The 17,843-nt window shown below is 72.4% G+C and carries 11 protein-coding genes and 1 tRNA gene; 7 read left to right on the top strand and 5 right to left on the bottom strand.

Annotated features, from left to right (window positions below):
- Positions 1-25: 25 nt before the first annotated feature.
- The 4 genes from ACI794_RS06395 to recD all read left to right on the top strand — a co-directional run bounded on the left by ACI794_RS06395 (position 26) and on the right by recD (position 10,264).
- Positions 26-1,816: an SIR2 family protein gene (locus ACI794_RS06395; RefSeq protein WP_456615921.1), complete on the top strand. Its 1,791-nt coding sequence runs from the start codon at positions 26-28 to the stop codon at positions 1,814-1,816.
- 230 nt (positions 1,817-2,046) lie between these two features.
- Positions 2,047-5,268 carry an exodeoxyribonuclease V subunit gamma gene (gene recC, locus ACI794_RS06400; RefSeq protein WP_456615922.1) on the top strand — a complete coding sequence of 1,074 codons (3,222 nt, stop codon included), beginning with the start codon at positions 2,047-2,049 and terminating at the stop codon, positions 5,266-5,268.
- Positions 5,265-8,522 carry a UvrD-helicase domain-containing protein gene (locus ACI794_RS06405; protein ID WP_456615923.1) on the top strand — a complete coding sequence of 1,086 codons (3,258 nt, stop codon included), beginning with the start codon at positions 5,265-5,267 and terminating at the stop codon, positions 8,520-8,522. The genes recC and ACI794_RS06405 overlap by 4 nt, the downstream gene beginning before the upstream one ends.
- Positions 8,519-10,264: an exodeoxyribonuclease V subunit alpha gene (gene recD, locus ACI794_RS06410; protein ID WP_456615924.1), complete on the top strand. Its 1,746-nt coding sequence runs from the start codon at positions 8,519-8,521 to the stop codon at positions 10,262-10,264. Before ACI794_RS06405 ends, recD begins: the two co-directional genes overlap by 4 nt.
- 394 nt (positions 10,265-10,658) lie before the next feature.
- Here the strand turns inward: recD and ACI794_RS06415 are convergent, their stop codons facing one another.
- The 4 genes from ACI794_RS06415 to ACI794_RS06430 all read right to left on the bottom strand — a co-directional run bounded on the left by ACI794_RS06415 (position 10,659) and on the right by ACI794_RS06430 (position 14,496).
- Complete coding sequence (locus ACI794_RS06415; RefSeq protein ID WP_456615925.1) at positions 10,659-11,900, bottom strand: reverse transcriptase domain-containing protein; 1,242 nt, start codon at positions 11,898-11,900, stop codon at positions 10,659-10,661.
- Positions 11,901-12,018: 118 nt separating this feature from the next.
- Entirely contained in the window at positions 12,019-12,603 is a 585-nt protein-coding gene (locus ACI794_RS06420; RefSeq protein ID WP_456615926.1) for an SLATT domain-containing protein, read from the bottom strand.
- A 719-nt stretch (positions 12,604-13,322) separates the two neighbouring features.
- Positions 13,323-13,410, bottom strand: a tRNA-Leu gene (locus tag ACI794_RS06425).
- Positions 13,411-13,467: 57 nt separating this feature from the next.
- Complete coding sequence (locus tag ACI794_RS06430) at positions 13,468-14,496, bottom strand: GGDEF domain-containing protein (protein WP_456601800.1); 1,029 nt, start codon at positions 14,494-14,496, stop codon at positions 13,468-13,470.
- A 96-nt stretch (positions 14,497-14,592) separates the two neighbouring features.
- Between ACI794_RS06430 and ACI794_RS06435 the strand changes: the two genes are divergently transcribed.
- Genes ACI794_RS06435 through ACI794_RS06445 form a run of 3 tightly spaced genes read left to right on the top strand, consistent with a single transcriptional unit; the run spans position 14,593 to position 17,232 of the window.
- Complete coding sequence (locus ACI794_RS06435; protein WP_456601664.1) at positions 14,593-15,918, top strand: M20/M25/M40 family metallo-hydrolase; 1,326 nt, start codon at positions 14,593-14,595, stop codon at positions 15,916-15,918.
- A gap of 19 nt (positions 15,919-15,937) precedes the next feature.
- Complete coding sequence (locus tag ACI794_RS06440; RefSeq protein ID WP_456601663.1) at positions 15,938-16,747, top strand: SDR family oxidoreductase; 810 nt, start codon at positions 15,938-15,940, stop codon at positions 16,745-16,747.
- A 38-nt stretch (positions 16,748-16,785) separates the two neighbouring features.
- Positions 16,786-17,232, top strand: coding sequence for an SRPBCC family protein (locus ACI794_RS06445; RefSeq protein ID WP_456601662.1), 447 nt, complete (start codon positions 16,786-16,788; stop codon positions 17,230-17,232).
- On the opposite strand, the gene ACI794_RS06450 is transcribed toward ACI794_RS06445, so the two are convergent.
- A complete protein-coding gene (locus ACI794_RS06450; protein WP_456601661.1) occupies positions 17,233-17,805 on the bottom strand; it encodes a class I SAM-dependent methyltransferase in 573 nt (190 codons plus the stop codon). It abuts the gene before it with no gap.
- Positions 17,806-17,843 lie beyond the last annotated feature (38 nt).

Consider the following 17,843-nt stretch of genomic DNA (forward strand, 5'->3'; position numbering starts at 1 on the left):
GTCGCAGAACACGGGGGCTTCACCGATGAACGCACTCGACCCGCTGATCATGCTCGCGGCGGGCGTGCACGCCCAGCCGGGGGTCTACGCGCTGCTGCTCGGCTCGGGCGTGTCCACGGGCGCGGGCATCCCGACCGGCTGGGGTGTCGTCACTGAACTCGTGCGCCGGGCCGCCGCTGCTGCCGCGCCCGACGACCGGCAGGCGGCGGATCGTGCCGCCGCCGACCCGGAGGCGTGGTGGGCCGAGCACGGCGACGGGCAGCCGCTGGGCTACTCGAACCTGCTGGCCGCGCTCGCGTCGACCCAGGCCGCGCGCCGCGACCTGCTCGCCGGCTTCTTCGAGCCCACCGAGGACGACGCAGAACAGGGACTGAAGGTCCCCAGCCGGGCGCACCGGGCCATCGCCGAGCTGGTCAAGCGTGGCCTGGTCCGAGTCGTGCTGACCACGAACTTCGACCGGCTGCTCGAGCGCGCCCTGGACGAGGCCGGCGTGCCGCCCCAGGTGGTCTCCCGGCCGGAGGCGGTCGCCGGCATGACCCCGTTGCCTCATGCGCGTGCGACCGTGGTGAAGCTGCACGGCGACTACGCCGACCTACAGTCCCGGAACACCGTCGACGAGCTGAGCGAGTACCCGCCGGAGTGGAAGGCGCTGCTGGCGCGCGTGGCGGACGAGTACGGCCTCCTGATCAGCGGGTGGTCCGCCGACTGGGACGTCGCGCTGGTCCGTGCTCTCGAGGAGGCACCGTCGCGGCGGTACCCGCTGTACTGGGACGCCCGCAGTAGCCGGGGGGACGCAGCCCGGCGGCTTCTGGCCCAGCACCGCGGCCAGGTCGTCGTCGCCGAGTCCGCCGACGACCTGTTCGGCCGGCTGGCGGCCAGCGTCGATGCGCTCGACCGGCTCACCGATCCGCCGCTGACCACCGCGATGGCGGTCACCCGGCTCAAGCGCTACCTGCCGGACCCGGTGCGCCGGATCGACCTGTACGACCTGGTGATGGACCACGTGGATCGGGTCGCCGCGCGAGCCGCAGCGCAGGACCTCAGCATCCTGGGGCTGGACCTCCCGCGGATGCAGGCGATCCTTGAGGACCGGCGGACCGACACCGAGCCGTTGATCCGGCTCCTGACCACCGGCGTCGCGCACGACCGGCGCGGCGACCACGCCGACCTGTGGGTTGCCGGGCTTCAGCGGCTCCTCCAGGCCCGGACGGTTCCAACGACGGCGGCCATGAACCACCTCGACACGGTCCGCCACTACCCGGCGCTCCTTGCCCTCCGCGCCATGGGCGTCATCGCCGTGCACACCGGCAACGACGCGCTGCTGCTGCGCCTGTTCACCGAACCGCAGTACCGCGACCCGCTGCGCAGCAACACCTACGTGCCGGCGGTCCACGCCCTCCACGAGTGGCGGGTTGTGCAGTCCGAGATCGTCAACGGCCTCCCGCGGTGGCAGGGCCAGCGCTGGCTCTACCCGATGAGCCACCTCGTCCGCGAAGACCTCCGCGAGCCGCTGGGCGACTGGATCCCGGACGACGACGATTACCGCCGCACCTTCGATGCCTACGAGTACCGCTCGGCACTGGTCATCCACAGCACCCGCCACACGCCGGCGGCGACCAAAGTTCCAGACGGCGAGTACGTCTACGAGGGGCGCTGGACCGACGACGGCCCCGTCGCGGAGCGCGACTTTCGCGCTGCGCTCGACCGCGCCGACGACGACTGGCCTTGGTGGCCCCTCCTTGGCGGACGCGACGGCTACGCATCGGTGCTCGATGGCTTACGCCAGGTGCTGGTCAAGCTCCTGCGAGACGGGTGAGCTGACGGAACAGCGGTCACAGCGCCCAAAGCGACCGCGGCCGGCGCCCCGGAAGGCACACACTGATCGGGAGTAGTTCTGGAGCCTCGGATGTCCGCCGCCCCGGCACGATCGCGGTCATGGAGGAGCTGCTTGCCCCGTACCTGGACCCCGACCCGCGACGGGCCCATCCGCCTGACGGGGGCGTGGCACCGCGGGGTTCTGTCGCACGAGTCAGGTAGACAACTCGGGTGCTCCACGTCCACCGGGCCGAACGGACGGCGCGTCTCGCCGACGGGCTGGCGGCTGTCCTCGCGACGCCGCTGGCCGACCCCTTCGCGTCCGAGGTCGTCGCGGTCCCGGCGAAGGGAGTGGAGCGGTGGCTGGCGCAGCGGCTGTCCACCGTGCTTGGCGCGGGGGCGGCCGGCGACGGGATCTGCTCCGGCGTCGTCTTTCCGTCGGCGGGTCGGCTGGTCGACGAGGCCCGGGCCGCCGCACGCGGCTCCGGCCTGCGAGACGACCCCTGGGTCAACCCGGTATGGCCGCTGCTCGAAGTGGTCGATCAGCACCTCGGCGAGCCGTGGTGCCGGGTCCTCGCGCAGCACCTCGGCCACGGCGCCGACGACCACCGGCGCGGCCGCCGGTGGGCCGCCGCCGCCCGCCTGGCCGGGCTCTTTCGCTCCTACGTGGCGCACCGGCCACAGATGCTGCGGGACTGGGCCGAGGGCCGCGACACCGACGGACACGACCCGCTGCCGGAAGACGTGATCTGGCAGGCGGAGCTGTGGCGGCGGCTGCGCGACCGGCTGGGACCCAGCCCGGCGGAGCGGCTCGACGTCGAGTGCGCCGCGCTGCGTGCCGACCCGGCGCTGTCCGACCTGCCCGAGCGGATCAGCATCTTCGGGCCGACCCGGTTGCACGCCGACGCGCTGGCGGTGCTGGACGCGCTGGCCGAGCACCGCGACGTTCACCTCTGGCTGCCGCACCCCAGCCCGGTGCTGTGGAAGCGGCTCGAGGGCCGTACCGCCGGTCGCCGGCGCGAGGACGACACGGCGACGCTGCCCGACCATCCGCTGTTGCGCAGCCTCGCCCGCGACGTCCGTGAGCTGCAGCTGCGGCTTCCGCCGCACGAGGACGAGCACCACCAGGACGCCGACCGGCCGGCGACCCTGCTCGGCCGCCTCCAGGCCGACCTCCGGGAGGACGTGCCCCCGGGTGCCGCCGACCTCGACGACAGCCTGCAGGTGCACGCCTGCCACGGTCCGGGCCGGCAGGTCGAGGTGCTGCGCGAGCTGCTCCTGCGCATGTTCGAGGACGACCCGAGCCTCGAGCCGCGCGACGTCCTCGTGATGTGTCCTGACGTCGAGACGTTCGCGCCGCTGATCTCGGCGTCCTTCGGCCTCGGTCCGGGATCACCGCACCCCGGCGGCGCCCTCCGCGTGCGGCTGGCCGACCGCAGCCTGCGCCGCACCAATCCGCTGCTCGACACTGTGGCCGCGCTGCTCGACCTGGCGCAGAGCCGGGTCACCGCCAGCCAGGTGCTCGACCTCGCGGCCACTCCTGGTGTGCGGCGCAGGTTCGGCTTCACCGACGATGAGCTCGAGCGCATGCGCGACTGGGTGGCGATGTCCGGCGTCCGATGGGGCATCGACTCCACCACCCGGCGTCCGTTCGGACTGGACTCGGTCGCGCAGAACACCTGGCAGGCCGGGCTCGATCGCATCCTGCTCGGGGTGACGACGTCCGAGGACGAGCCGGTCTGGCTCGACCGCGCACTGCCGCTGGACGACGTCGACAGCAGCGACATCGGCCTGGCCGGGCGGCTTGCCGAGCTGCTCGACCGGCTCGAGGACGTGCTGACGGCGTTGAGCGGTGAACACCCGGCCGGGCACTGGATCGACACTCTGACCGACGCCCTCGACCTGCTGACCGCCACCGACCCCGCGGACGCATGGCAGCTCGGGCAGGCACGCCGCGAACTGGCCGAGGCCGGCGAGGGCGGCGCCGCCTCGATCCGGCTCGCCGACGTGCGCGCGCTGATGGCCGATCGCCTGCGCGGGCGTCCCACCCGGGCGAACTTCCGCACCGGCAACCTGACCGTCTGCACGCTGGTGCCCATGCGGTCGGTGCCGCACCGCGTCGTCGTTCTGCTCGGCCTCGACGACGGCGTCTTCCCGCGCACGGCCGGCATGGACGGCGACGACGTGCTGGCACGCGACCCGTGCGTGGGCGAGCGGGACGTCCGCAGCGAGGACCGCCAGCTGCTGCTCGACGCCCTCATGGCGGCCGGCGAGCGGCTGGTCGTGCTCTACACCGGCGCCGACCCGGTCAGCGGCGCCCTGCGGCCGCCGGCCGTTCCGCTGGGAGAGCTGCTCGACGTGGTCGACGCGATGGTGCCCGGCGCCCGCAGCGACATCGTCACCCGGCACCCGCTGCAGCCCTACGACGTCCGCTCCTTCACCGGGACACCGCCGCAGAGCTTCGACCCGGTGAGCCTGGCCGGCGCCCGCCGCTCGGTGCAGCCCCGCGAGCCGGAGCCCGAGCGCCGCCCGCTCCGGCCGCTGACGGGACCGGTCGCCCTGGAGGACCTGGTCGCCTTCGTCGAGCACCCGGTCAAGGCCTACCTGCGGCAGCGGCTGCGCATCACGCTGCCCGGTGAAGACGAAGAGGTCGCCGACGCGCTCGCCTCCACCCTCGACGGCCTGCAGGAGTGGGCGGTGGGCGAGCGCCTGCTGGCCGCCGGCCTGCGCGGCACCCGCCCCGAGGACGCCCGGCTGGCCGAGTGGCTCCGCGGCACGCTGCCACCGCGCGGCCTGGGCGAGCAGGTGCTGCAGCGGGTCGGCGGCCGCGTCGACGCCCTGGTCGCCGCCGGCCGCGCCGCTGTCGCCCCCACGCCGCGGACGGTCGATGTCCGGCTCGACCTGGGCGGCCGGGAACTCTCGGGCACGGTCAACGGAGTGCGCGATGGCGCGGTGGTCACCGTCACCTACTCCAGCCTGTCAGCGAAGCACCGGGCGCGAGGCTGGGTGCTTGCGCTGGCCCTGGCGGCCGCGGAGGGCACGGGGCGAGCGATCACCGTCGGCCGCTCCCGCGACCGGGCGCGTACGTCGACCATCACGGCGCCGCCCGACCCGGTGACCGCGCTGACCGACCTGATGGATCTGTACGACCGCGGGATGTGCGAGCCGCTGCCGATGGCCGTGAAGACCTCGTGGGCGTACGCCGGGGAGCGGCTGGACGGCAGGCCGCCCGAGCGAGCGCTCGACACCGCGCGCAAGGAGTGGAACCGGGAATCCGGCGGCGAGCGCGAGGACCGGTCCCACCAGTACGTGTGGGGCGACAAGCCGGCGTTCGAGCAGCTCGTCGCGGCCGAGCCCGGCGACGGGGAGCAGTGGGCCGGCGAGACCACCCGCTTCGGCGCGCTGGCCTGCCGGCTCTGGACGCCGATCCGCGCGGCGGAGCAGTTCTCGTGAACGCCTTCGATGTCTGCGGCCCGCTGCCGACCGGCACGACGGTGCTGGAGGCGAGCGCTGGCACCGGCAAGACGTTCACCATCGCCGCGCTCACCGCGCGCTACGTCGCCGAGGGAGCGGCCGAGCTGTCCCAGATCATGCTGGTCACCTTCGGCAACGCCGCGTCGCGTGAACTCCGTGACCGGGTGCGCGAGCGCCTGGTGTCCGCCGAGCGCGGCCTGCGCAACCCCGACATCGCCCGGAGGAACGAGCGCGACCCGATTCTGCAACTGCTCGCCGACGTGCCCGACGACGAGGTGGAGCGCCGACGGCAGCGGCTCGCTCGGGCGCTGGCCGGTTTCGACGAGGCGACGATCGCCACCACCCACTCGTTCTGCTCGCAGATGCTGGCCGGGCTCGGCATGGCCGCCGACGCCGATCCCACCGCCGTGTTCGTTGAGGACATCGACGACCTCGTGCGCGAGGTGGTCGACGACCTCTACGTGCGCACCTTCGCCGGCTCCGCCGACCCGCCCTTCCTCTCCCACGCCGAGCTGCTGGAACTCGGCCGCCGTGCGGTGGGCAGCGACCGGCAGGCGACGCTGTGGCCGCTGACCGACGAGGGGCAGGCCGGCCGCCGCCGCCGCGCCGCGGCCGCCGTCCGCCGCGAGGTGGAGCGCCGCAAGCGAGCCATGGGGCTGGTCGACTACGAGGACTGGCTCTCGCTGCTGCGCGACGCCCTCACCGACGACACCTCGGGGCCGGTGGCGTGCGAGCGGGTGGCTGCCCGGTACCGAGTGGTGATGGTGGACGAGTTCCAGGACACCGACCCGGTGCAGTGGGAGATCCTGGAGCGCGCGTTCCACGGCCGCACCACACTGGTGCTGATCGGCGATCCCAAGCAGGCGATCTACGCCTTCCGCGGGGGTGACGTCACCACCTACCTTGCAGCCGCTGCCGAGGCGACCACCGAGGCAACCCTCGGCACCAACTGGCGCAGTGACGCGCCGCTGCTCGACGCGCTGGACCTGCTCTTCGGCGGCGCCGCCCTCGGGCACGAGCGGATCGTCGTCCGGACTGTCGCCGCCGCCCATCCGGAGGCGCGGCTGACCGGGGCCGGTGCACCGCTGCGGCTGCGCCGGCTGGAGCGCACCGGCCACGGACGGATGTGGCAGGGCCTGCCCTCGGTCGCCCGGCTCCGCGACGCCGTCGCCTGTGACGTGGCGGCCGACGTCGTCGACCTGCTGTCCGGCGGCGCCCAGTACGAGGGGCGGGCGGTGCGTCCCGGCGACCTGGCGGTGCTCGTGCGCACCAACGCCCAGGGACACCTCGTGCGCGAGACGCTGGGTCGCGCCGGGGTGCCGGCCGTGTTCGCCGGCGGCGGCAGCGTCTTCTCCACTCCGAGCGCCACCTCGTGGCTGCGCCTGCTGGAGGCGCTGGAGCAGCCGCACCGGGCCGGCCGGGTGCGCTCCGCAGCGCTGTCGGTCTTCCTCGGATACGACGAGCACTCCCTGGGCGCCGCAGGCGATGAGATCGCCGACGAGCTCGGCCCGCAACTGCGACGCTGGGCGGACGTGCTGAGCGACCGCGGGGTGGCCGCCTGCCTCGAGGTGCTGACCTCCGAGACCGGTCTGCCCGAGCGCGCGCTCGCCCGGCCGGACGGGGAGCGGGTGCTCACCGACCTCCGGCACATCGGCCAGGTGCTGCACGCGGCGGCGCAGCGCGAGTCGCTGGGCCTGACCGCGCTCGTGGAGTGGCTGCGGCGGCGCATCGCCCAAGCCTCCGTCGAGGGGGCCGACGAGCGCAGCCGGCGCCTGGAATCCGACGCGGCCGCCGTCCAAATCATGACCGTCCATGTGAGCAAGGGCCTGGAGTTTCCCGTCGTCTACGTGCCCTTCGGCTGGGACCGGTGGACGCCGGACAACCCACAGGTGCTGCGGTTGCACGACGACCAGGGGCAGCGAGTGCTCGACGTCGGCGGTACGACCGGCCGTGGCTACGCCGCAGCGCGCGCCCGGCATGAGGCCGACGAGTCCGGCGAGGACCTGCGGCTGCTGTACGTGGCGCTCACCCGCGCCCGATGCCAGGTCGTCGCCCACTGGGCGCCCAGCAGCAACACCGCCGCCGCTCCGCTGAACCGGCTGCTGTTCGGCGCGGCCGGTCCGGGCGCCGAGCCGGCCGCCCGGGTTCAGCCACCCGCCGACGACGACGTCGCGACGGCGCTCGCCGCGCTGTCGGTCCGGTCCGCCGGGCGCATCGAGATCGCCGACGTGGGCCGGCGCGCGGTGCCGCGGTGGGAACCGCCCCGCAGGCCCTCCCCGGAGCTGTCGGTCAGCAGCTTCACCCGGACGCTCGACGAGGAGTGGCGGCGCACCTCCTACAGCGCGCTCACCCGCGATGCTCATAACGCTGCGCACGAGCAGCACCTGGCCAGCGAGCCCGACGTCCCGGGCACGGACGACGAGCGGGACACGGAGGAGCCGATGCCCGAGGCGCCGGCCGCGGACGCGCTGCCGTCCCCGCTCACGCAACTCCCGGGCGGAGCCGCCTTCGGCACGCTCGTGCACGCCGTCCTGGAGGACCTCGATCCCGACGCGCTGGACGAGCGGTGCGCCGAGGCGGTCGCCCGGCACCTGGTGCCCGGCGTGACGGCCGCGGCGCTCGCCGACGGCCTGCGGCCGGTGCTGGCCACCCCGCTCGGTGACCTCGGTCTCCCGCTGGCCGCGATCGCCGCCGGCGACCGGCTGGCCGAGCTGGACTTCGAGCTGCCGCTGGCCGGTGGCGACGACGCGGTGGCGCACGCGACGCTGGCCGATGTCGTCGACCTGCTGCGGCGCCACGACCTGGGCCCGCTGGCCGGCTACCCCGACCTGCTGGCCGCGCTGGCTCCGCAGGCGCTGCGCGGATTCCTCACCGGCAGCATCGACGCCGTCCTCCGCCTGCCCGGGCCGGTGTTCGCCGTCGTCGACTACAAGACCAATCGGCTCGGCGCCGAGCCGCTGAGCACCTGGCACTACCGCCCCGACGCCATGGCCGAGGAGATGCAGCGCACCCACTACGTGCTCCAGGCGCTGCTGTACTGCGTCGCCCTGCACCGCTACCTCCGCTGGCGGCTGCCCGGCTACGACCCCGACCGGCACCTCGGGCCGGTGCTCTACCTGTTCGTGCGCGGCATGGCCGGCCCGGCCACCCCGGCCGGCGCCGGCGTCTTCACCTGGACGCCGCCGCCCGGACTTGTCCCCGAGCTCTCCGACCTGCTGGCGGGGCGACCGTGATCCCCGTCCGCGCCGACGGGCTGCTGCGGCAGTTCGCCGAGGGCGGCGTCCTCACCGCGGCGGACGTGCACGTGGCGCTGCGGCTGGCCCGGCTGGGTGGTGAGCAGCGGGAGCCGGTGCTGCTCGCCGCGGCCCTCGCCGTGCGCGGCGTACGCGCCGGCTCGGTGTGCGTCGAGCTCGCAACCGTCGCCGAATCCGTGGTGCCGGACGAGGACGCCGAGCCGGCCGAGCTGACCTGGCCGCAGGACTGGACCGCGCTGCACGACAGCCCGGTGGTCGCCGTCGGGGCCGACGCCCCATGGCGACCGCTGCGGCTGGTCGACGGGCTGCTCTACCTCGACCGGTACTGGCAGCAGGAGCAGCAGGTCCGCCGCGAGCTCGACGAGCGCGCCGCCCGGCCCGCCCCGCCGGTCGACCTGGCGCCGCTGACGACTCTCTTCGGCGGACCGGCGCCCGACCTGCAGCGGCTGGCCACCGCGGTCTCCGCCGGCCGGTGGGTCAGCGTGATCACCGGCGGGCCGGGCACCGGCAAGACGCACACCGTCGCCCGGCTGTTGCGGCTGCTGCTCGACCAGCCCGGTCCGCCGCCGCGGATCGCGCTCGCCGCACCCACCGGCAAGGCCGCCGCCCGCCTGCAGGAGTCGGTGCTGGAGCAGGCGGCCACGGTGGGCCTGCCGCTCGACCTCACCGCGCAGACGCTGCACCGGCTGCTCGGGTGGCGGCCCGACAGCCGCAGCCGCTTCCGGCACGACGCGACCAACCGGCTGCCCTACGACGTCGTCGTCGTGGACGAGTCGTCGATGGTGTCGCTGACGCTGATGGCGCGGTTGCTCGAGGCGTTGCGGCCCACCGCGCGGCTCGTCCTCGTGGGTGACCCGGACCAGCTGACGCCGGTGGACGCCGGTGCGGTGCTCAGCGACCTGGTGCACCGGCCCGCACCGCCCGGCGCGGTAGACGGCGTGCACGCGGAGACGGCCGCCGACGCAGCCGACCTCGCCGGCGAGGACCGTCGGCAGCTGCGCAACGGCGTCGTGCGGCTGCGGGTGTCACAGCGCTACGGCGCCAGCATCGCCGGGCTTGCGGAGGCGGTGCGCACGGGCGACGCCGATCGAGTCCTGGAGCTGCTGGATGGCGGTGATGGTCTCGTCCTGGATTCGACCACCGCGGCGCTCGAGGAGCAGGTCCGTGATGTGGCCGGCGAGATGCAGGCCGCTGCGGAAGCCGGTGACGCCGACCGCTGCCTCATGCTCCTGGGCCGCCACCGGCTGCTATGCGCGCACCGGCACGGACCCTTCGGCGTCTCCGCCTGGAACGACCGCATCGGCCGGCTCACCGGTGCGGCAGCGGGGGAGTGGGCGCCCGGGCTGCCGTTGATCGTGACCGCGAACGACTACGAGAACAAGCTCTGGAACGGCGACACCGGCGTCGTCGTGAGTACCCCCGGTGGAGTGCGGGCCGCGTTCCCGCGCGGCGCCGGACCGGTGCTTGTGCCGCTGTCCCGGCTGTCGGCGGTCAGCCCGGCGCACGCGCTGACCGTGCACCGCAGCCAGGGCAGCCAGTTCGAGGCGGTCACCGCACTCCTGCCCCCAGCGACGTCGCCGCTGCTCGCACGCGAGCTGCTCTACACCGCGGTGACCCGGGCCAGTCGCAGCGTGCGGGTCGTCGGCTCGGAGGAGGCGGTGCGTGCGGCCGTCGGCCGGCAAGTTGTGCGTGCCAGCGGCTTGCGGCGGAGGCGCCATTAGCCGAGCGAGTGGCGCTCAGCGCGCTAACCGGGAAACTCGATGTCTGTCCACCCCAGGGGGCGGCACTAGGCGCGAGTGGGACAACTGCGCTCCGTATGTCGCCGAGCGGAGCTGTTCAGCATCAGCCAAACGGGTCGCTGGCCGAGGCGGTTTGATCGTCTGCCAGCTCGATGACTCGCCGCGAGGACGCCCCGCCGGTGAGCGGCCTATCGTGCCTGCTGACACGGACGACCCTACCCGCAACGGCGGCCGCTGACGGTCTTCGCAGTGGCAGGCCCGCGTCTGAACCGAGCCAAGCGTGTCGCTCCCGACGAGGGGGTCGCACGGCGTCGCTCGACCGCCAAGTACCGCCGCTGTCCATCCCGACGCCTGTCAGACCTGCGCGACCACAAAACTACGACACGTCTCCGATGTCGTGCTCGAGGTCACGGACCGCCGTGCTGACGATCCGGTAGAAGGTGTCCTTCACCTGGTGTTCGGTCATGCCCGAGGTTGAAGTTCCCATGGACTCAAGTTCCTGCACCATTTGGCGGGTCTCGTAAAGATCGAAGTTCGGAATGTACGCCGTGCTACGGGACCTCGGGTGCTTGATTGCCCAGTAAGCCCTCATGAAGGTCTTGGGCCTAGGTGTGGGGGCTACTCCGTAGCGAAGTCCAAGCCGGGTCACGGTGGCATCAAGACGCTTCAGCAGCGTCAAATCGTCCAGTTGACGGAAGTATTGGATCCAGCCGCTCGCCACGCCCTGGAAGATGCAGCCCGTGATGGTGAGGTTTCGATGCCACAGAAAGCGCTGATGTGCTGCGGTCCTCGACATTCCGCGGGCAAGGTCCTGACGCCACGCGGTGTGGATGCTGGCGAGGTGTGATTCCAGTCTAACGATGCTCGACTGTCGCACGCTTACCCCTTGAGTGCTGAACGTGTAGCCCAGATAGTTGAACCCATCGCTGATCGACCCGATCTCAGACTTGCCGCCGGGTGTGCTGGGGTGGGCTGAGAGTTCGACTCCCGCGAGGGCGGCGCGGCAGGACGCGTCCGCCACGAGCGCGTCCGCTGCCGAGCACAAGATGAGGATGTCGTCTACGAACCGGTGATAGGACAGCGATGGGGTGCCACTCATCGCTCGGTCCACGGGCCGCATGTAGGCCTCGGCCAGCAGGTTGGAAATCGACAAGCCCTGGGGCACGCCAGAGGTGAGGAGTGCGCGAGGGCGTGGCGCGTGGTCCGGCGCGGTAGGGGTCGCGATGGCACGTCGTACTACGCGAAGGATCTCCTGCTTTCGGATCGCCGCGCCAAGCTCCTTGAGCAAGATGTCGTGGTTGATTGACGGGTAGAAGTTCTTGACGTCGATCCTGACGAAAGTGTCGTGCTTGCCAGCAACTAGTTCCTTCAACACACTCGAGACGCCAGCTTGGGGGAGCTTGCCTGCGCACTCTGGAAAGATTTCGGCCAAGAGTTCGGCGTATGCCCTCAGTGCGATCCGGTCGCGCACGCTAGGGATCGAGATCTCCCGAGGTGGCTTTCCGGCGCCCTTGATCAACAGCCGCTGCCGATAGGTGGTGAACCGGTAGGTGCCTGCCCGCGAATGCCTCGACACGTGTTGCGTGACGGCTTTCAGGTCTGCCCGAACTGCGGCCACGGACACGCCATCGCGACCGCGAACAGAGCCTCTCGCAACCCGCTCCTCGAAAATCGTCTGGAGATGCCTCAATGAGGTGACGCGTCGAAAAGCGTATGACGGCGCACTGGCGGGCCCGCTAGCCGGCACTGCTGATGACCCAATCTCCGAATCGCCAGAACAGCCAACCGGGAAGTGCGAGAGTGGCATACGGAAGCATCGTCAACGCGGAACTGCCCAGGAGTTGTCGAGACCGCTTCTTCACGTACGCATCTTGATCCGCCTCGGTGTGGTTCTCGGAGTGCCGAACGAGTTCGCTGTAGGTCCCGTACAGATCGTTGTAGTCGTCGATAGTAGGATTGGCAGTGGCGTTTCTCGCCGCTTGAACTCGCGAAGAAAGGTCCTGGATTCCCTTATAGCTCGACTCCATGCGAACAGCACGGCCCGGATAGTCGAGTGACGCAACGACGAGAGAGGCGGCAAGGCTGAGGATCGAGCACGCAGCCAAGAATGTTGGCCCAGAGTCGCCAAACATGGCCCCGTCAACCAGTAGGCCCACGGCGGCGATAGTCGTTGCCGTGGCCAGCGAAATAAGCGCGGTGTTCCACGCCCGACTCCTGGCGTGAATGCGCTCGAACGCCCGCACCCGGCATTTGAACGTTGTGAACGACCGGTCCTCGAGTGCTTCGAGAAGTTCATGAACGGACTTGGGGGGCTGGGCCACTAGTCTCCTTGTAATCGGAGCTGTACTGCATCAAGTCGACACTTCCGCCATGTCCCGCGAAAGCTTCACCTTCGGTGAAGGCATGAGCCTGCTTATCAGTCCTGCCCGCACGCCCAGGCATGCAAGCGAGTGACCCAGCCCGACGCCCATTCTACTGGCCCGTGGCCCTGCTGTGGCGCAGGCTCCGTACGTTGCGCGCCCCCTCGGCGATCAGGCGGCCAGGCGAAGGCGCGAGGGCGCCGGGTGGCTCCGCACTAGCGTGAGCAACGAGCACCTCTGGGACGAATGGAATGGAGGCCTGCTAGCTGCTGGCATGCTGATGTCGCACTGGGTGCTGGCAGGTGTGACGGCGCACTCCGGGCATGACCACGCCGGATCAGCGTGGTCAACAGTCGCGGGGGGTCGGGCTCGTGGCTGGTCCCGCGATGACGTTGGGCCTGGCCGTCGTGGGCGCCGGAGTGCAGCGCCAAGTCGTCAACGCAGAGTCGTACTGACCCGGTCAGGACCCGCGATGCAGGTGAGTCCCTTCGGGCGTCGTCACCGTGCTGGTGTTCGGGGGACGCCGCTGGCACCGACGTCACCGCCGCCCGCAACCTCTGCCTTGGGCAGCGGTGTCCGGCCGGCATCGCTAGCCGCCAACCGAGGGTGCCCGGGTAGTGGGAACCGGTTGTCCCGCAGGCTGTTTGGGCTGGTCATGCCGTGGGCGATTGCCCACTTCGTGGTGTCCGAGGGGGGACTTGAACCCCCACGCCCGATAAAGGGCACTAGCACCTCAAGCTAGCGCGTCTGCCATTCCGCCACCCGGACGAGTGCGAGCAGAAGACTACCTGACCGCCGGCGCCGGATCACGCACCCCCCGGCGGCTCAGCCGGCGGCCAGAGCCACCCGCCCGCGACCGGCCCGCTTGGCGTCGTAGAGTGCCGCGTCGGCCGACGTGTACAGCCCCCGCCGGTCGCGCGAGTGCCGCGGCAGGTGAGCCACCCCGAGGCTGATCGACAGCGAGAGCAGCGAGTCGTCGGGGAGCACGAAGGGCTCGGCCCGGACCGCCTCCAGCAGGTCCGCGGCGCGCCGGGCGGCGGCCTCCCGGTCGCACCCCGGCAGCAGCACGGCCAACTCGTCGCCGCCCAGCCGGGAGAGCACCGCGTCGTCGCTCCGGATGCGGCTGCGCAGCACCCCGGCCAGGTGCACCAGCACGTCGTCGCCGACCGGGTGGCCGTACGTGTCGTTGATCGTCTTGAACGAGTCGACGTCGATGAGCACCAGGGCGGTGCCGCCGGGCACGGGCCGGTCGAGCGCGGCCTCCAGCGCCTCGTCGAAGGCCCGCCGCGTGGCCAGCCCGGTGAGGGAGTCGACGGTGAGCTGGCGCTGCAGCGCATCCACCAGCACCTCCTGCGTCCGGTTGGCGCGCACGAGGAGGCTGGCCATGGCCACGAGCAGGGCGCCGACGAAGACGAAGTCGGCCAGCGCGGCGGCGGGTGGCAGCAGGACGAGCAGGGTGAGCAGCTCGGCGGCGAGCGCGACGGCGGTCACCACCACCACCGCCGGGGTCCGCAGGTGCACGGCCGTCCAGAGCACCGGGAAGGCGTAGAACGCCTGCGCCCCCGCCGACGTGTCCGCGGTGAGCAGGTTGAGCGAACCGGTGAGCAGGACGCCGGCCAGGCCCAATCCGAGGAACCCGTTCCACCGGTCGATCCGCTCGGGGGGCAGCACGCGGCAGGCCACCGCGGTGCCCAGCAGGGCGGCGAGACCCACCCAGTGGACGACCGCCGCCGCCGCGCCGCCGCCCGACTCGTAGAAGGCCGGCAGGACGAACAGGACCGCCGCGCTGACCAGCAGCAGGACCGCGGCGTTGGCGGCGGCGGCCTGCGGGTCACGGGCGCCGAACGGGCGCATCGTCCTCACGGATGGTCCATCGGCCGCAGGTTTCGGACGGCGGAGTACCGCATCACCCGCCGGGGTGAGCCCCGCCGGGGTGGCACGATCGCGGTCATGGCCGACACCCCCGCCCCACTGGCCGGCGCCCAGGCCGAGGTGGCCGAGCTGCTCAGCGACCTCATCCGGATCGACACCACCAACACCGGCAGCACGGCCACCAGCGCGGGGGAGCGGGCCGCCGCGGAGTGGGTCGCCGGCAAGCTCGACGAGGTCGGCATCGCCTCGGTCATCCACGAATCCGAGCCCGGCCGGGCCAGCCTGGTCGCCCGCATCCCGGGCGCCGACCGCAGCCGCCCCGCGCTCCTGGTGCACGGCCACCTCGACGTCGTCCCCGCCGACCCGGCGGAGTGGAGCGTGCACCCCTTCTCCGGCGAGGAGCGCGACGGCTACATCTGGGGCCGCGGCGCGGTCGACATGAAGGACATGGACGCCATGGTGCTGGCGCTCGTGCGCGACTGGGCCCGCACCGGCGTCCAGCCGCCGCGCGACATCGTGCTGGCCTTCGTCGCCGACGAGGAGGCCGGCGGCAAGCTCGGCGCGCACTTCCTCGTCGACGAGCACCCCGACCTCCTCGAGGGGTGCACCGAGGCGATCAGCGAGGTCGGCGGCTTCAGCATCACCGTCCGGGACGACCTGCGCCTCTACCTGGTGCAGACCGCGGAGAAGGGGCTGGCCTGGATGCGGCTCACCGCGGCCGGCAAGCCCGGTCACGGCTCGATGCTGCACGAGGACAACGCCGTCACCCGGCTCTGCGAGGCCGTCGCCCGCATCGGCGGCCACCGCTTCCCGCTCACGCTCACGCCGCCGATGCGCCAGTTCATCGCCGCGGTGGAGGACGCGTACGGCATCGAGATCGACCTGGCCGAGCCCGAGCTGGCGCTGGCCCGGCTCGGCAGCATCAGCCGGATGATCGGCGCGGCCCTGCGCAACACGGCCAACCCCACGATGCTCGATGCCGGCTACAAGGCCAACGTCATCCCCGGCACCGCGAGCGCCACCGTCGACGGGCGCTTCCTCTACGGCCAGGAGGAGGAGTTCGAGCGGCAGCTCGCCACGCTGATCGGCGAGGGCGTGCAGCGCGAGTGGCTGGTGCACGACCAGGCGGTGGAGACGACGTTCGACGGGCCGCTGGTCGACCAGATGGTCGCCGCGCTGAAGGCCGAGGACGGCGGCGCCCGGCCGGTGCCGTTCACCATGAGCGGCGGCACCGACGCCAAGAGCTTCCAACGCCTGGGCATGCGCTGCTTCGGCTTCTCGCCGCTGCGGCTGCCGCCCGAGCTGGACTTCGCCTCCCTGTTCCACGGCATCGACGAGCGGGTGCCCGTGGAGTCGCTGCGCTTCGGCGTCCGGGTGCTGGACCGGTTCCTGCGCAACGCCTGAGCCGTGGTGTGATGCCGGGGTGACCTCCACCACTCCCGCACCCCGCCCCGGTTCCGTCGCCCTCATCACCGGAGGGACGGGCGGCTTCGGCCGCGCCCTCGCCACGAAGCTGCGCGAGCGCGAGGTCACCGTCGTCCTCGCCGACCTCGACAGCGAGCGCAACCGCCAGGTCGCGGCCGACCTGGGCTGCGAGTTCGCCGTCCTCGACGTCACCGACCGCGCCGCCAACGAGGAGCTCGTCGCCCGCATCGAGGGCGACCACGGCCGCCTCGACGCCGCCTACCTCAACGCCGGCATCTCGGCGGCCAAGAGCGACGACGCCCTGGACCTGGACGAGTTCATGCGCGTCGTCGACATCGACCTGTTCGGCGTCGTCTACGGCGTCGCCGCGGCCCGCCCGGCGATCAAGCGGGCCGGGGGAGGGGCGATCGTCGTCACCGCGTCGCTGGCCGGGCTCTCGCCGATGGCCACCGACCCCGGCTACAGCGTCGCCAAGGGCGGGGCCATCGCCTTCGTGCGCTCGATGGCCCCGCGCCTGGCCGCCGAGGGGACGACGATCTCCGCGATCTGCCCCGGCTTCGCCGACACGGCGATCATCGACCGCATCCGCGACCAGTTCACCGCCGCGGGCTTCCCGGTGCTCACCGCCGACGAGGTCGCCGACGCGATGATCATGGCGTGGGGGCAGGCCGAGCCGGGAGCGGCCTACGTCATCCAGCCCGGCGTGGGCACGGTGCCCTACAAGTTCAAGGGCGTCCCCAGCGCCAAGACGGCGACCGGCGAGACCGCCGTCGTCCCGGAGGCGCTGCGCCCGCCGTCGATGCGGTAGGACGTCGAGGAACGCCCCGACGTGCTGGAGGCAACCCGATGAAGCACCGGATCCACAGCGAGATCGAGATCGCGGCCTCGCCGGGCACGGTGTGGGCGCATCTCACCGACCTGGCGTCCTACGTCGAGTGGAACCCCTTCATCCCCAGTGCCGCCGGCACCGCCGAGGTGGGGGCGCGGCTGTCGATGCGGTTGCAGCCGCCCGGCGGCCGCCCCCTGCCGATCAAGCCGCAGGTCACCGAGGTCGTGCCGGGGGAGGTGTTCGAGTGGCTGGGGCACCTCGGCGTCCCAGGGGTGTTCGACGGTCGGCACCGCTTCGAGCTGACCGGCGTGCCGTCGGGCACCCGGCTGGTCCAGAGCGAATCCTTCCGCGGCCTGCTGGTGCGCCCGCTGAAGGGCTTCCTCGACGGTGCCACGCTCGCCGGGTTCGAGGCGATGAACGCCGCGTTGGCCCGCCGTTCGGAACAGGGCCGGACGGGGCCCTGATCAGCTCTCGACCGGGTCGGTGCAGGCGAACAGGAAGGCCGGCGGGACGTTCCACGGGGTGACCCGCCAGCGCACCGCGGTGAACCGCTTCCGCAGCTCCGGCAGCAGCAGCGGTGAGTACTGGATGACCACGGTCGTGCCGCCCGGCGCCATCGACCGGGGGACGACGTCCAGGATCCGCCGCCGGAGCCCCGGCTCGAGCGAGGTGTAGGGCAGCGCGGAGACGACGACGTCGGCGCGCGCGTCGCCCAGGTGGGCGGCGAGGTTCTCCGCGGAGTCGCACACCACCTGCACCCGCGGGTCGTCGAACCGCTCGTCGAGGAGCTTGGCCAGCCGCGGGTCGATCTCCATCGTGATCAGCCGCGCGCCGGGGCGCAGCCGGGCCAGGATCTCCTGGGTCTGCGCCCCGGTGCCCGCCCCGAGCTCGACGACCAGGTCGGCGGCCGGCACGTCGGCCATGTCGAGCATGTCGCGGACCGCGGCGCGCGAGGTCGGCAGGACGGCGCCCACCTGCCGGGGGTGGGCCAGGAACGCGCCCAGGAAGCGCAGCCGGTCGGTCACGTGCTCGATCATGGGTTCCCCTCCTGAGGCCGCCCGGGAGGGCGACCACC

It is taken from the genome of Blastococcus sp. SYSU DS0541 (genome assembly GCF_054050875.1).